This is a genomic window from Streptomyces sp. WELS2 (genome assembly GCF_013870595.1).
GTDB lineage: Bacteria > Actinomycetota > Actinomycetes > Streptomycetales > Streptomycetaceae > Streptomyces.
Genome location: NZ_JACBWZ010000119.1, coordinates 1 through 12,365 on the forward strand (window position 1 = coordinate 1; position 12,365 = coordinate 12,365).

A 12,365-nucleotide genomic window follows, 5' to 3' on the forward strand; every position below is an offset into this window, starting at 1 on the left:
GCAGGTCTTCAGCGCGCCCAGGACGTGCAGCGCGACGCCTTCGCCCCGGTCCCGGCGGTAGAGCAGGTCCTCGGCGCGCAGCCGCGCCACCGCCGTCCGCGGGTCGAGCCGGCCCAGCGCCCCGGGGTCGAGGATGCGACCGTGCACGTAGCACATGGCCTGCCCGTCCGGCCGGCGCAGCCGTCCGTCGGCGCCGACGTCCCGGCCGACCAGGGCCTCGGCGTAGCGCAGCACATGGCTGGGGCCGACCTTGCGCAGGTTGATCTCCACGGCGAGCGGCCCGCGGTCCCCGGCGATCACGAAGTCCACGCCGAAGCTGCCCCGGTGGCCGAGCGAGGCGAGCACCGCGCCGGTCCGGGCCACCGCGTCCGTGATGGCGGGCCGCCACCGCTCCTCGGCCGGGTACCGGCAGCCCCAGTACTGGCCCCCGGAGAGCACCTGGTCGTGGCAGGCGAGCACCTTCACCGTGCCGTCGGCGGTCACGTAGCCCTGGCCGCTGGGGGAGGAGGTGACCCCTTCCAGGAACTCCTCCACGATCACGCCCTCGTCGGCCAGCTCCCGGTGGAACTCCTCGGCGGACATCCGCAGCACCTCGGCCGAGCCGAGCAGGTCACCGGTCCGGGCGTACTTCTCGCAGTCGATCAGCACATTGCCGACCGAGGCCGCCCAGGTGCCGGCGCTGACCTTCACCAGCACGTGCCGGGGCCGGTCCGGACCGCCGGCCAGCCGGCGGATCGCGGCGGCCACCTCCGCCTCGCCGCGCAGTGCCCCGGCCCCGCCGCCGGGCACCGGGACCCCGGCCCTGATCAGGATCTCCTTGCTGCCCGCCTTGCTGCCCCAGCGGGCGGCCAGGGAGGCGTGCCCCTCGTCCAGGTCGGCCCCGATCCGGCGGGCCAGCTCGTCCAGCGCCTCGGACGCCATGAAGTGCACGATCCCGGCCCGCGCGGTCTTGCCGACGGCGTCCCGCAGCGTGGCCACGAGGCCGTCGTCGCCGAGGACCAGGTCGTCCAGCGGGCGGGGCCGGCGGGCGGCGGGGGTGAGCAGGGTCAGCCGGTCGCGCACGCTTTCGATCATGCGGTCGTCAAAACCGAAAACATCCCGGAAATGGTATTCGAGGGTGTAGGGGTCGACGGGTTCCGAGGTGACGACGACGGCCCTTTCGTCCGGGTCGCGAAGGCTCCACAGAAAACCCAGGCTCCGCTCGGCGGAGTAACGCAGATACGGCACCTCTTCCAGCATGCGATCGGCGTAGTTGAGCGCGTAGATCAGGATCTGCGTGTAACCGGAATCTGCCATACGGGGAGATTAGGGGTGGCGTTCGGGAAATGGTAGTGGAATAGCCCGTTCCGGTGGTGGCTGGAATTCACCCTGTCATCTCATAATCAATTTCACGCTTTTTCGTGACACGTGGGCGCATGCCGAAGGGCCGCATCCCCGTCGGCGTCCAACCCCGGGAATGCGGCCCTTCGGCCGTCACAGTGAGTCCTTGCCGGTACGAGCCCGGCACACGGGCCGGTACGAGCCGGCCCGGCCCGCTCAGACCGCGATGGCGACCTCGGCGAGCCCGCCCTTCTGGGCGACGACCGTACGGTCCGCGGTCGCGCCCGGAACCAGGGCGCGCACGGTCCAGGTGCCCTCGGCCGCGTAGAAGCGGAACTGGCCGGTCGCGGAGGTGGGCACCTCCGCGGTGAACTCGCCGGTCGAGTCCAGCAGCCGGACGTAACCGGTCACCGGCTCGCCGTCGCGGGTCACCTGACCCTGGATCGTGGTCTCACCGGGCTTGATCGCCGAGGCGTCCGGGCCGCCGGCCTTCGCTCCGCACATGTCGTACTCCTGAGGGGTTGATAGGGGGCGGACTTACTTGTTGGCGCCGAGCTCGATCGGCACGCCGACGAGGGAGCCGTACTCGGTCCAGGAGCCGTCGTAGTTCTTGACGTTCTCCACGCCCAGCAGCTCGTGCAGCACGAACCAGGTCAGGGCCGAGCGCTCACCGATGCGGCAGTAGGCGATCGTGTCCTTGGCGAGGTCGACGTCCTCCTCGGCGTAGAGGGCCTTCAGCTCCTCGTCCGACTTGAAGGTGCCGTCGTCGTTGGCGTTCTTCGACCACGGGATGTTCTTCGCGGTCGGCACGTGGCCCGGACGCTGCGACTGCTCCTGCGGCAGGTGGGCCGGGGCGAGCAGCTTGCCGGAGAACTCGTCGGGCGAGCGGACGTCGACCAGGTTCTGGGCGCCGATGGCCGCCACGACGTCGTCACGGAAGGCACGGATCGAGGTGTCCTGCGGCCTGGCCTTGTACTCGGTCCGCGGGCGCTGCGGCACCTCGTCGCCGGGCACCAGCTCGCGGGCGTCCAGCTCCCACTTCTTGCGGCCGCCGTCGAGGAGCTTGACGCTGTCGTGGCCGTAGAGCTTGAAGTACCAGTAGGCGTACGACGCGAACCAGTTGTTGTTGCCGCCGTAGAGGACCACCGTGTGGTCGTTGGCGATGCCCTTCTCCGACAGGAGCTTCTCGAAGCCCTCCTGGTCGACGAAGTCACGGCGGACCGGGTCCTGGAGGTCCTTGGTCCAGTCGATGCGGATCGCGTTCTTGATGTGGTTCTTCTCGTAGGCGGACGTGTCCTCGTCCACTTCCACGATGGCGATGGTCGGGTCGTCCAGGTGCTCCTGGAGCCAGTCGGCGTCGACCAGGACGTCGCTGCGGCTCATGCTCTTCTCCTCCGGGGCAGTCGCGGCGGGGCGTGCGGGGTGGAAAGCGGTGCGCTCGGTGCCCGAGCGGCACACGGATGCCCTGACGGCAGGGCGGATGAGGGACGCGGGAGCCGGGGGCTTCCGCTCAGAAGGGGCGACAGAGCATGGCGGCCACGCGGCACAGGTCCACTGCCCGCCGCTTGGTGAGATCCGCCTGTCCCCGCGGCTGGAGGACGCTCGTCGAGTACCGCATGGGCCCGATCGTAGGGACGACGGGGCGGGCGTGTCACCGGTGTGTCATATGGCGAGACGCGATCGTCCGAATGGCGGTACGAGGCGGGCGTCGGGCGAGCCCGCGGGGCCGCCCGGACGCCCACGCGCCCGGCTGCGGCTGCGCCGCGGACGGGGCCGTCTCGCCAGTCGGACGCTCGCCGTCCATCGCCGGCCCCGGTCCGTGGACGGGTGCCTACCCCGCCAGCCGGACGTCCGAACCCTTCACGCTGATCTCGACGCCCTTCGGCTCCGCCTGCACCTTGTCCAGCTTGATCCCGCCGGGCAGCTGGTCGATGACCTGCTGGAAGTCGGTGATCGCGCGGATGCGGTCCTCGGCGATCACCGCACCGGCCAGACTGGGCAGCGAGTCCGCGTGCACCTCGACCTTGCCGTCCACCACGCTCACCGAACTGAGCACGGACACCGTCTGCTTGATCCCGAGAGCGGGCGCGGACAGGTCCACCGCCACCTTGATCTTCCCGTTCCCGCCGTCGGAGAGCCCGGTGACCCGGGCGGTGGCCCCCGGGGCGACCTCGGCCGGCTTCGGGTTGGCGGTCTTCAGCAGCTCGGCGTACGAGACCGTCCCGGTGCCGGTCGCGGTGGCCGCGGTGGCGGAGCTGTAGTCACCGGAGAACTCCACGCCCTTCATGTGGGCCTTCAGGTCCTCCACCCGGATGGTCTGGCCGGCGTTGCCGGTGGCCGCGTCGTACTCCTTGATCCCGACCTCGACGTCGTCCAGGGAGCCCCCCGCGACCTGGGTCAGGAAGGGGAAGCCCTTGATGTCCACGTCCGGGGTCGTGGCCAGCTGCTCGTTGGCCTTCAGCTTGTCCGCCGCCTTGCCCTCGGCGAAGTGGACGGCGACCCGGTCCGCGATCACGAACAGCGCGCCCAGGATCACGACGACGATCAGCAGTATGCGCAGGCCTCGCATGGGGTTCCCCCGGGTCGGTGGTGGTGACGGGCGTCCGGTGTGCGGATACGCAACGGTAACCCCGCCGGAGGCGGCCACCGGGGAATTGTGGATCAGTTGTGACAGGGCCGGCCGGCCCTACCCTGGAGCTATGTACGCCCGGCGACGGCACGTCTACTTCGCCATGATGGGGACCTGCGTCGGCCTCTTCGTCCTGGCCTGGGGAGTCGTACGCATCTGGTCGGTGCCCGCGGCCGTGGGCCTGTGCGTCGTGGCCATGGTCATCCCGCCGGTCGCCGCGATGGTCGCCAACCGGCGGGGCCCGGAGGACCGCTGGTGGGACGACCCCTCGGGCGATCCGGAGTCGGACGAGTGGTGGGACGAACTGGACGGCAAGAAGCGCCCCCGCCCGTGAGGGCCGCCTGGTGCCTCAGTAGACGAGCGCCTGCGTGTCCTCGCCCAGGGCCTCCTGCACGAACACCTGCGCGCCCGCGATCCGCACGCCCTCGATGACGTCCTTCTCGGTGATCTCCCGGCGCGCGGCGCACTGCGTGCACAGCGTGATCCGTCCGGCCGCGAGGATCGACTCGATCAGGTCGGGCAGCGGCGCGGCGTGCGGCAGCTCGAACTCCGCCGCCCGCCCCGGCAGCGCGAACCACGACGACTCCCCGGTCAGCCACAGCGACACGTCGACCCCGCTGGCCACGGCCACGGCGGCGACCGTGAACGCCTGAGAACACCGCTCGGGGGCGTCCGCGCCGGCCGTCACCTTGATAACGAGCTTCTTGGTCATGCCGGAAGCGTAGTCGCGAGGACGATCGTCACGACCAGCGTCGCGAGACACAGCAGGCAGAGCACGCCGCTCACCCGGGCCCCGTCGACCCGGTGCCGCCCGCGCCGGTGCCGGGCACGGGTGCCCGGGTGGAACGGCGGGATGGCGTAGGCGGGGTCGACAGGCTCGCGGCGCCGAGGCACCAGCCCCTGGTCCTGCCGGCGCCAGCACTCCTCGTAAGGCAGCCCCTCGCGGTTCATGCGCCGTGCTCCTTCCGCAGGTGCCGGCGGAGCAGTACGTTCGCGTCGGCCTCCGCGCTCCGGTCGCACTCCGCCCGCGCCACGCCCCGCCGCTCGGCCGGCCGCAGGCAGACGACGCAGCCGGGCACGGGCATGGGCGGCCGACTGAGATCGCTCAGGGACGGGGGCAGGATCGGCAGGGTTGGCGCGGGCCGACCCTCCCACTCCGGGTTCGTCGTCATCACGACCGGCTCCTTTCCAGAACGCCTGTGCGCAGCGCGTTCGTAGCACTACGCTGCGTGCTCGTACGGCTACGAGCATGGCGCGCGGAAACGGCGTCCGGGCTGTTGAGCGGCCCAACTTCCATGAAGGGCCGGGCAAATTCAACAAATTCAACAGGAGCGCGATGCCACAGCGATTGGCAGTCACCGGACGGAGTCAGGAGCCGAGGGCGCGGTTCGCCGAGGAGCTGCGCCGCCTACGGACCGAACGCGGCCTGAGTCTGCGGGACCTCGCGAAGGCGGTCGGCTGGGACGCGTCCCAGTTCAGCAAGATGGAGAGCGGCCAGACCCTGGGCGGCCCCGAGATCGTCCAGGCGCTGGACCAGTACTACGGAACACCGGGCCTGCTGGTGACTCTGTGGGAACTGGCGGTGGCGGATCCTACGCAGTTCAAGGAGCAGTACCGGCGGTACATGATGTTGGAGGCCGAGGCGGTGAGTTTGTGGCAGTACTCCGTGAGCGCGCCGCCGGGCCTTCTGCAAACGGCTGGGTATGCCCGCGAAGCTCTCACGGCTGGTGGGATCAAGGGTGAGGAGCTGGACCGGCAGGTCGAGGCGCGGGTAAGGCGGGGACTAGTACTGGAAGGGGAAGACCCACCGGTGTTCCGCGTCATCCTCTCCGAGGCGGTGCTGCGTACGCCCCTGGCCGACGCGCAGCGATGGCGGGAGCAGTTGGAGCACCTTTCGGAGGCAGCGGAGCGAACGAACATCACCGTGCAGGTCCTTCCCTTCAGTGCGGGACTGCACGGATTGATGAACACGGACACGATGTTCCTGCGTCTCTTGGACGGGCGTACGGTGGCCTACGCGGAGAACGACGTGCGCGGTGAACTCATCGAGGAGGCAAGCAAGGTTGAGCGTCTGATGCGCACATATGATGCGGTGCGCGACTTGGCCCTGTCCTCGGCCCGGTCGCGTAAGTTCATCCTGCGGATGTTGGAGGAAGTGCCGTGCGAGCCACTGACCTGAGCCACGCGACATGGCGCAAGAGCAGCCGCAGCAATACGGACGGCGGTAACTGCGTAGAGGTCGCCGACAACGTCCCCTCCGTCGTCCCCGTCCGCGACAGCAAGGCCCCCGCTCGTGGCGCCCTAGTCTTCCGGGCGGACGCCTGGGCCGCCTTCGTGGACGGGATCAAGTCGGAGCGGTGACCGGCACGAAGGGGCCTGCCTCTGTGCGCCGTTGATGCTCCGTCCCTCCTCGGACGACGCTCCGAGCGTCTGTGGAACCCACTCCGTGGAGGAGCGCGCGATGGCCCTCAAATTCCTTGGGATCTGGCCCAACACGCCGGACGACGGGTCGCCGACGATCTGGCTGGACGACACCTCGGGCGACCTGATCATCCAGTCCTGGAAGGCCGACGAGGCGACCGTCCGTGAGGCGCAGGAAGTCGGGTCCGTACCTGGTCACTCGACGGACATCCCGGAGCATGAGACGGTGATCCGTCTGCCTGCCAACATGCTCCAGTTCATCCCCCGACCGAACGGCAGCAAGGACGGCTGACAGTGGCAACAGCGGTACGCGAAGCCCTTGCCAAGGCCCGGCACTCGGCGGTGCACCTCGAGATGCGGGACGGCTACATGCGGGACGATCCCGAGTTCATTCGTTGGCAGCACGGGCACCGCTATGACCCGGCCGACCGTGAGTCGTGGTGGCGCCCCTGGCTGGACGTGGTGGCCGAGGCGACGGGCCGGGGCGTGGTCATGCGACGTCTGCGCGTGGTCTCCGAGCCGCTGAGCGACTACGTCAGGTACGAGTACGACGGGACCTTCACGAACGTAGCGGCCGGTGAAGACGTGCGTTGGCTGCCCCGGTCGCGAGCGCGTGATCTCCTCTTGCCTGCGTTGGACGGCTGGGTCATGGACGGGGAGACCGTGATCCTGCACCACTTCAGCGGCGACGGTCAGTGGACCGGTCCTCGGATGGAGGTCTGTCACGATCCGGTGCTGGCCCAGCAGTACGTACGGGCGTACGAAGCGGCGTGGGAACGCGCTGTTCCGCACGCGGAGTACCAGCCCGCCTGACGGCCACACGCCATGGCCGTTTCTCCGTCGTCCAGCGCCCGGCAGGCCCGGCAGGCTCTCGCGTCCCGGCTTGCGGATCTCTGCCTGGACGCCGGCCTGACCGGGGCCGAACTCGCCGAGCGCTGCGGGTGGAGCCGGTCGAAGACCTCACGGATCAAGAACGGTCGTACGCCGCCGTCCGCCGACGACATCCGGGCGTGGTGCCGGGCGTGCGGGGCGGAGGAAAAGACAGAGGACCTGATCGCGTCCCTGCGGACGGCCGAGGGCATGTGGGTGACGTGGCGACGGATGGAACGTGCCGGACTGAAACAGGCGCAGGAGGCTCGCCTGCCCCTCTACCAGCGGACCCGCCGTTTCCGGTCGTACTCCTCCTGGCTGGTGCCCGGCATGATCCAGACGCGGCAGTACACGACGGCGGTGCTCCGGGCGATCCAGCGACGGCGGGGGCTGGTGGATGACGTGGACGCCGCGGTGACCGCCCGCCTGGAGCGTCAGCGCGTCCTCTGCGAAGGCGACCGGCGGTTCGCCTTCCTCGTGGAAGAGTCGGTGATCCGCTCCGGAATCGGCGGCCCGGACGTCATGACCGAACAGTTGCGGCACCTCGTCGCCGTGGCCTCACGCCCCCACGTCAGTCTGGGCGTCGTCCCCATGCGACCGGACCGTGAACGCTGGCCGGTCGAAGGCTTCTGGATCTACGACACCGCACAAGTCAACGTGGAATTGATCTCCGGCTACCTCACGATCACCCAACCCGGCGAAGTGGCCATGTACGCCGATACGTTCGCCGAGCTGGCGGGACTGGCCGTCTACGGAGCCGAGGCCCGGGCCTTGATCGGCGATGCCATCGAGCGGCTGGGCTGACTCGCGTGCAACCCGGTGCAACCCGGTGGGTGTCCAACCCCTGCTGCTTCTACCGTCTGATCCAGGTGGCTACCCACTGTGAGTAGCCCAATACCCGCCAGAGTCAGGGAAGGGACGGCGATGAGGGTAGGAACTGCTCCGCACACCGGGTCGGGCGACGGGGGAGACACGGTCCCCGGCCAGCCCTGGCAGCCTCCGCAGGACCCACCGAGCCCCGACGGCAGCAGCCCGGAGGGTGACGGAAAGCACCGCAAGTGACAACCGGCGCACCGCGTACGGACCGCCCCGGCCGCAAGGAGCTGGGGCGGCTCCTCATGGAATCGGGCGCGCTCTCCTCGGAGTGGGCGCCGACGTTCGCCGCCGTCGACCGGGCCGCGTTCCTGCCGGATCTGATGTGGCCCTACGACATGGCGACCCGTTTAAGCACACCTGTCGACAGGCGGGAGGATTCGGACACCTGGTACGCCGCCGTCGACAGTGACGTGCCCATCGTCACGCAGTGGGACGACGGTGCGCACCTGGGGCCCGTTCCCGGGAAGCTGGCCACCAGTTCCTCGTCCATGCCGTCCGTGGTCTACTCCCTGCTCCAGGACCTGGACGTGGAAGACGGCATGCGCGTCCTGGACGTGGGCACGGGCACCGGAGAGACGGCCGGCGCGCTGACCCACCGGCTGGGCCCCGGCAAGGTGACGACCATCGAGGTGGACGGGGCGGTCTCGGCAAGGGCCCGTGAGCGCCTGTGCGGGCACGGCCTGTATCCGGACGTGGTCGCGGGCGACGGGTTCCGAGGTCACCCCGACGCGGCACCGTACGACCGCCTACTGGCGACCGTCGGCATCCGCCGGGTGCCCCCGGCATGGATTCGGCAGGTCCGGCCCGGCGGCGTGATCCTCGCACCCTGGGGCACCTCCTACGGCAACGAGGACGCCGTACTCCGCCTGGAGGTCGGCGGCGGGGTGGCCGCAGGGCCCTTCATCCGGCCCGTGGAGTTCATGAAGCTCCGTGCCCAGCGGGGAGCCGCCGTCGTCCACGGCGACTACCTGGCGGCGGGCCCGCTGGAGGACGCGGAGCGGTCCACGACCCCGCTCACCGAGGAGGAGTTCCTGACGGGGCGGTTCACCGACCTGCCGTTCGTGCTCGGTCTGAGGGTGCCCCAGTGCCGGCAGGCCGTGGCGGAGAAGCGCGACGGAACCCGTCCCGTGTGGTTCTACGGCCTGACGGACAAGTCGTGGGCCTGTGTGATGTTCCGGGACGGCGAGCGGCACGCCTCCGTCTGGCAGTCGGGATGCCGACGCCTCTGGGACGAGGTGACCGACGCCTACCTGTGGTGGAAGGACCGGGGGTCCCCCGCCGTGACCCGGTTCGGTCTCACGGCCGACGCGCGCGGACAGCGAGTGTGGCTGGACGATCCGGCGCACGAGTCCTGGCCCGTGAGGTGAGCCTGACCTGCTACAGCGCACCTCGCACAGAGGGCCGGGGCCCGGCCGCGTAAGCTGGGCTCCGGCTCTGTCGTATGCCCACCCTCGCTCAAGGAGCACCCGTGGAGATCTTCTTCGAAACCCTGCTGGTCCTGGTCTGCGTCGGCGTGCTCGCCTTCGCCGGTCTGACCGTGAAGAAGCTGTACCAGGGCCAGCGCTGACCCCCCTCTAGGAAAGCCTCCGCTCATGATCGAGATCCCGTCCGACCTGCACAAGGACCTTGTCCCGCTCGCCTTCCTGCTCGGCAACTGGGCCGGCGCGGGCGTGCACGACTTCCCCGGCTCGGAGAAGTGCAACTTCGGTCAGGAGGTCAGCTTCACCCACGACGGCCGGGACTTCCTGGAGTACCGCTCCCACACCTGGGTGCTGGACAAGGACGGCAACAAGGTCCGCCCGCTGGAGTCGGAGACCGGTTTCTGGCGGATCGACGCGGACCGCAAGGTCGAGGTCACGATGACCCGCGACGACGGTGTCATCGAGATCTGGTACGGCGAGATGGCCGACAAGAAGCCGCAGATCGACCTGGTGACGGACGCCGTCGCCCGCACCCCCGCCTCCGCGCCGTACAGCGGCGGCAAGCGGCTGTACGGCTATGTGAAGAGCGACCTGATGTGGGTCGGCGAGAAGCAGACCCCCGAGGTTCCGCTGCGCCCCTACATGTCGGCCCAGTTGAAGAAGGTCGTCACCCCCGAGGACGTCGAACGCTGGGCCAAGGCCCTCCCGGACGACATGCCGGACGACGGCATCGCTTTCTTCAAGTAGTCCTAGACTCGTCGGTGTGGTGAGCACCGACTGGAAGAGCGACCTCAGGCAGCGCGGCTACCGGCTGACGCCGCAGCGGCAGCTTGTCCTCGAAGCCGTCGACACCCTCGAGCACGCGACCCCCGACGACATCCTCGTGGAAGTGAGGAAGACCGCGTCGGGGGTCAACATCTCCACCGTCTACCGGACGCTGGAGCTGCTGGAGGAGCTGGGCCTGGTCAGCCATGCCCATCTGGGTCACGGCGCGCCCACCTACCACCTCGCCGACCGGCACCACCACCTGCACCTGGTGTGCCGGGACTGCGAGGACGTCATCGAGGCGGACGTCGAGGTGGCCGCCGAGTTCACGGCCAAGCTGCGGCAGCAGTTCGGGTTCGACACCGACATGAAGCACTTCGCGATCTTCGGCCGGTGCCGGGACTGCTCGCTGAAGGGTTCAAGTACCACGTCGTAGGCTTGCGTTATGAAGAGCCCCCTGCTGTCCCTGCCCGGCGCAGTCCCCGCCGAGGGTGTGGACGAAGGTGTCGCCGCCCACTACGGCGACCTGTTCCGCGAGCAGCGCGCCCTCGCCGACGGCACCGGTTTCGTCGACCTGTCGCATCGCGGCGTCGTCACCGTCAGCGGTGACGACCGGCTGAGCTGGCTGCATCTGCTGCTCACCCAGCACGTCAGCGAACTCCCCGCGGGCGAGGCCACCGAAGCCCTGATCCTCTCCGCGCACGGGCACATCGAACACGCGCTGTACCTGGTGGACGACGGTACGACCGTCTGGGCGCACGTCGAGCCCGGCACCCAGGACGCGCTGATCGCGTACCTGGAGTCGATGAAGTTCTTCTACCGGGTCGAGGTCGCCGACCGCACCGCCGACACCGCCGTCGTGCACCTGCCCGCCGGTTCCATCGCCGAGGTGCCGGACGGGGTCGTCGTACGCGAGACGGCGTACGGCCGTGACCTGTTCCTGCCGCGCGCCGACCTGGAGACCTTCGCCGCGTCGCACGGTCCCGCCGCGGGTCTGCTCGCCTACGAGGCGCTGCGGGTCGAGCAGCACCGGCCCCGGCTCGGCTTCGAGACCGATCACCGGACCATTCCGCACGAGCTCGGCTGGATCGGCACGGCCGTGCACCTCCAGAAGGGCTGCTACCGCGGGCAGGAGACGGTCGCCCGCGTGCAGAACCTGGGCAAGCCGCCGCGCCGGCTGGTCTTCCTGCACCTGGACGGCAGCGAGGTGCACCTGCCGGTGCCGGGGACCGGGATCCGGGTCGCGGACGACGGGCCCGAGGGCCGCAAGGTCGGGTTCGTGACGACGTCCGTACGCCATCACGAGCTGGGGCCGGTGGCGCTGGCGCTGGTGAAGCGGAACGTACCGGTCGACGCGCGGCTCCTGGCCGGAGAGACGGCGGCCGCTCAGGAGGTCGTGGTCGAGCCGTAGCCGTAGCCCTGCGGCGCCCCTTCGGGGCGCTCACATCTCCAGCAACACCGTGAACGGCCCGTCGTTCGTCAGGTTCACCCTCATCTGCGCGCCGAAGCGGCCCGTCGCCACCGTCGCGCCGAGGGCGCGCAGCCGGGCCACGACCTCCTCGACCAGGGGTTCGGCGATGTCGCCGGGGGCCGCCGCGTTCCAGGTGGGGCGGCGGCCCTTGCGGGCGTCTCCGTAGAGGGTGAACTGGCTGATCACCAGCAGCGGCGCCCCGGTGTCGCTGCACGACCGCTCGTCCTGGAGCATCCGGATCGTCCACAGCTTGCGCGCGAGCTGGGCCGCCTTCTCCTTGGTGTCCTCGTGGGTCACGCCCACCAGGACGCACAGTCCCTCGCCCTCGATCGCGCCGACCGTCTCGCCGTGCACGACGACGCTCGCGCCGTCCACCCTCTGTACCACCGCACGCATGCCGACCATCATGCCCGGTGTCCCGCCGCGGCCCGCACGGGGACCGCTATGGATCCGTTACCCCCCATCTGGGGCCGTTCGGGGGCTCTCGGTCACATAGCGGCCGGTTGGGGTGGCACGATGCTTCCCACACGCCGGTCGAGGGGACGGTCACGCAGATGAGCACACCTAGCACGAGTGGGCGGCTGGGGACCGA

The 12,365-nt window shown here is 69.9% G+C and carries 19 protein-coding genes; 10 read left to right on the top strand and 9 right to left on the bottom strand.

Features of this window, described 5'->3' with window-relative positions:
• The 5 genes from besA to H5J33_RS10480 form a co-directional block, all read right to left on the bottom strand.
• Positions 1 to 1,296, bottom strand: a 1,296-nt coding sequence (gene besA / locus H5J33_RS10465; RefSeq protein WP_181794617.1) for an L-propargylglycine--L-glutamate ligase BesA, incomplete at its 3' end; no start/stop codon positions are given.
• 240 nt (positions 1,297 to 1,536) lie between these two features.
• Positions 1,537 to 1,824, bottom strand: a complete 288-nt coding sequence (locus H5J33_RS10470; RefSeq protein ID WP_030792004.1) for a DUF1416 domain-containing protein — start codon at positions 1,822 to 1,824, stop codon at positions 1,537 to 1,539.
• Positions 1,825 to 1,857: 33 nt separating this feature from the next.
• Positions 1,858 to 2,703 carry a sulfurtransferase gene (locus H5J33_RS10475; RefSeq protein WP_181794618.1) on the bottom strand — a complete coding sequence of 282 codons (846 nt, stop codon included), beginning with the start codon at positions 2,701 to 2,703 and terminating at the stop codon, positions 1,858 to 1,860.
• Positions 2,704 to 2,830: 127 nt separating this feature from the next.
• Positions 2,831 to 2,938, bottom strand: coding sequence for an Ms5788A family Cys-rich leader peptide (locus H5J33_RS38655; RefSeq protein WP_348273507.1), 108 nt, complete (start codon positions 2,936 to 2,938; stop codon positions 2,831 to 2,833).
• A gap of 213 nt (positions 2,939 to 3,151) precedes the next feature.
• Entirely contained in the window at positions 3,152 to 3,889 is a 738-nt protein-coding gene (locus H5J33_RS10480) for a DUF2993 domain-containing protein (RefSeq protein ID WP_181794619.1), read from the bottom strand.
• 130 nt (positions 3,890 to 4,019) lie between these two features.
• Here H5J33_RS10480 and H5J33_RS10485 point away from each other — a divergent pair, with 130 nt between their 5' ends.
• Positions 4,020 to 4,283 carry a DUF3099 domain-containing protein gene (locus tag H5J33_RS10485; protein ID WP_181794620.1) on the top strand — a complete coding sequence of 88 codons (264 nt, stop codon included), beginning with the start codon at positions 4,020 to 4,022 and terminating at the stop codon, positions 4,281 to 4,283.
• Positions 4,284 to 4,298: 15 nt separating this feature from the next.
• Here H5J33_RS10485 and H5J33_RS10490 read toward each other — a convergent pair whose 3' ends face one another.
• The 3 genes from H5J33_RS10490 to H5J33_RS10500 are packed head-to-tail and all read right to left on the bottom strand — an operon-like array spanning position 4,299 to position 5,121.
• The gene (locus tag H5J33_RS10490; protein ID WP_181794621.1) at positions 4,299 to 4,661 is read right to left on the bottom strand and encodes a DsrE family protein; all 363 of its coding nucleotides are present in this window, start codon (positions 4,659 to 4,661) and stop codon (positions 4,299 to 4,301) included.
• Positions 4,658 to 4,900: a hypothetical protein gene (locus H5J33_RS10495; protein ID WP_181794622.1), complete on the bottom strand. Its 243-nt coding sequence runs from the start codon at positions 4,898 to 4,900 to the stop codon at positions 4,658 to 4,660. Before H5J33_RS10495 ends, H5J33_RS10490 begins: the two co-directional genes overlap by 4 nt.
• A complete protein-coding gene (locus tag H5J33_RS10500) occupies positions 4,897 to 5,121 on the bottom strand; it encodes a hypothetical protein (protein WP_181794623.1) in 225 nt (74 codons plus the stop codon). The genes H5J33_RS10495 and H5J33_RS10500 overlap by 4 nt, the downstream gene beginning before the upstream one ends.
• Before the next feature lie 164 nt (positions 5,122 to 5,285).
• Between H5J33_RS10500 and H5J33_RS10505 the strand changes: the two genes are divergently transcribed.
• From H5J33_RS10505 to H5J33_RS10545, 9 genes are all read left to right on the top strand, one after another.
• On the top strand, positions 5,286 to 6,128 hold the full coding sequence (locus H5J33_RS10505; protein WP_181794629.1) for a helix-turn-helix transcriptional regulator: 843 nt from the start codon (positions 5,286 to 5,288) through the stop codon (positions 6,126 to 6,128).
• Positions 6,110 to 6,310 (top strand): DUF397 domain-containing protein, encoded by a 201-nt coding sequence (locus tag H5J33_RS10510; protein ID WP_181794624.1) that lies wholly within the window; start codon positions 6,110 to 6,112, stop codon positions 6,308 to 6,310. The genes H5J33_RS10505 and H5J33_RS10510 overlap by 19 nt, the downstream gene beginning before the upstream one ends.
• Positions 6,311 to 6,410: 100 nt before the next feature.
• Complete coding sequence (locus H5J33_RS10515) at positions 6,411 to 6,662, top strand: hypothetical protein (RefSeq protein WP_181794630.1); 252 nt, start codon at positions 6,411 to 6,413, stop codon at positions 6,660 to 6,662.
• 2 nt (positions 6,663 to 6,664) lie between these two features.
• Positions 6,665 to 7,183 (top strand): DUF6879 family protein, encoded by a 519-nt coding sequence (locus H5J33_RS10520; RefSeq protein ID WP_399552799.1) that lies wholly within the window; start codon positions 6,665 to 6,667, stop codon positions 7,181 to 7,183.
• A 12-nt stretch (positions 7,184 to 7,195) separates the two neighbouring features.
• Positions 7,196 to 8,044, top strand: coding sequence for a helix-turn-helix transcriptional regulator (locus H5J33_RS10525; RefSeq protein WP_181794625.1), 849 nt, complete (start codon positions 7,196 to 7,198; stop codon positions 8,042 to 8,044).
• A gap of 254 nt (positions 8,045 to 8,298) precedes the next feature.
• A complete protein-coding gene (locus tag H5J33_RS10530; protein ID WP_399552800.1) occupies positions 8,299 to 9,483 on the top strand; it encodes a methyltransferase domain-containing protein in 1,185 nt (394 codons plus the stop codon).
• 225 nt (positions 9,484 to 9,708) lie between these two features.
• A complete protein-coding gene (locus tag H5J33_RS10535) occupies positions 9,709 to 10,284 on the top strand; it encodes an FABP family protein (protein WP_181794626.1) in 576 nt (191 codons plus the stop codon).
• A 16-nt stretch (positions 10,285 to 10,300) separates the two neighbouring features.
• A complete protein-coding gene (locus tag H5J33_RS10540) occupies positions 10,301 to 10,738 on the top strand; it encodes a Fur family transcriptional regulator (RefSeq protein WP_030792035.1) in 438 nt (145 codons plus the stop codon).
• A gap of 9 nt (positions 10,739 to 10,747) precedes the next feature.
• A complete protein-coding gene (locus tag H5J33_RS10545) occupies positions 10,748 to 11,713 on the top strand; it encodes a folate-binding protein YgfZ (protein ID WP_181794627.1) in 966 nt (321 codons plus the stop codon).
• A 30-nt stretch (positions 11,714 to 11,743) separates the two neighbouring features.
• On the opposite strand, the gene dtd is transcribed toward H5J33_RS10545, so the two are convergent.
• Positions 11,744 to 12,169: a D-aminoacyl-tRNA deacylase gene (gene dtd, locus H5J33_RS10550; RefSeq protein ID WP_181794628.1), complete on the bottom strand. Its 426-nt coding sequence runs from the start codon at positions 12,167 to 12,169 to the stop codon at positions 11,744 to 11,746.
• Positions 12,170 to 12,365 lie beyond the last annotated feature (196 nt).

What these genes read in the sequence shown, in the direction of transcription:
- H5J33_RS10470 (WP_030792004.1), bottom strand. Translation starts at nt 1,824, where the DNA reads ATGTGCGGAGCGAAGGCCGGCGGCCCGGACGCCTCGGCGATCAAGCCC.
- H5J33_RS10475 (WP_181794618.1), bottom strand. Translation starts at nt 2,703, where the DNA reads ATGAGCCGCAGCGACGTCCTGGTCGACGCCGACTGGCTCCAGGAGCAC.
- H5J33_RS38655 (WP_348273507.1), bottom strand. Translation starts at nt 2,938, where the DNA reads ATGCGGTACTCGACGAGCGTCCTCCAGCCGCGGGGACAGGCGGATCTC.
- H5J33_RS10480 (WP_181794619.1), bottom strand. Translation starts at nt 3,889, where the DNA reads ATGCGAGGCCTGCGCATACTGCTGATCGTCGTCGTGATCCTGGGCGCG.
- H5J33_RS10485 (WP_181794620.1), top strand. Translation starts at nt 4,020, where the DNA reads ATGTACGCCCGGCGACGGCACGTCTACTTCGCCATGATGGGGACCTGC.
- H5J33_RS10490 (WP_181794621.1), bottom strand. Translation starts at nt 4,661, where the DNA reads ATGACCAAGAAGCTCGTTATCAAGGTGACGGCCGGCGCGGACGCCCCC.
- H5J33_RS10495 (WP_181794622.1), bottom strand. Translation starts at nt 4,900, where the DNA reads ATGAACCGCGAGGGGCTGCCTTACGAGGAGTGCTGGCGCCGGCAGGAC.
- H5J33_RS10500 (WP_181794623.1), bottom strand. Translation starts at nt 5,121, where the DNA reads ATGACGACGAACCCGGAGTGGGAGGGTCGGCCCGCGCCAACCCTGCCG.
- H5J33_RS10505 (WP_181794629.1), top strand. Translation starts at nt 5,286, where the DNA reads ATGCCACAGCGATTGGCAGTCACCGGACGGAGTCAGGAGCCGAGGGCG.
- H5J33_RS10515 (WP_181794630.1), top strand. Translation starts at nt 6,411, where the DNA reads ATGGCCCTCAAATTCCTTGGGATCTGGCCCAACACGCCGGACGACGGG.
- H5J33_RS10525 (WP_181794625.1), top strand. Translation starts at nt 7,196, where the DNA reads ATGGCCGTTTCTCCGTCGTCCAGCGCCCGGCAGGCCCGGCAGGCTCTC.
- H5J33_RS10535 (WP_181794626.1), top strand. Translation starts at nt 9,709, where the DNA reads ATGATCGAGATCCCGTCCGACCTGCACAAGGACCTTGTCCCGCTCGCC.
- H5J33_RS10545 (WP_181794627.1), top strand. Translation starts at nt 10,748, where the DNA reads ATGAAGAGCCCCCTGCTGTCCCTGCCCGGCGCAGTCCCCGCCGAGGGT.
- dtd (WP_181794628.1), bottom strand. Translation starts at nt 12,169, where the DNA reads ATGCGTGCGGTGGTACAGAGGGTGGACGGCGCGAGCGTCGTCGTGCAC.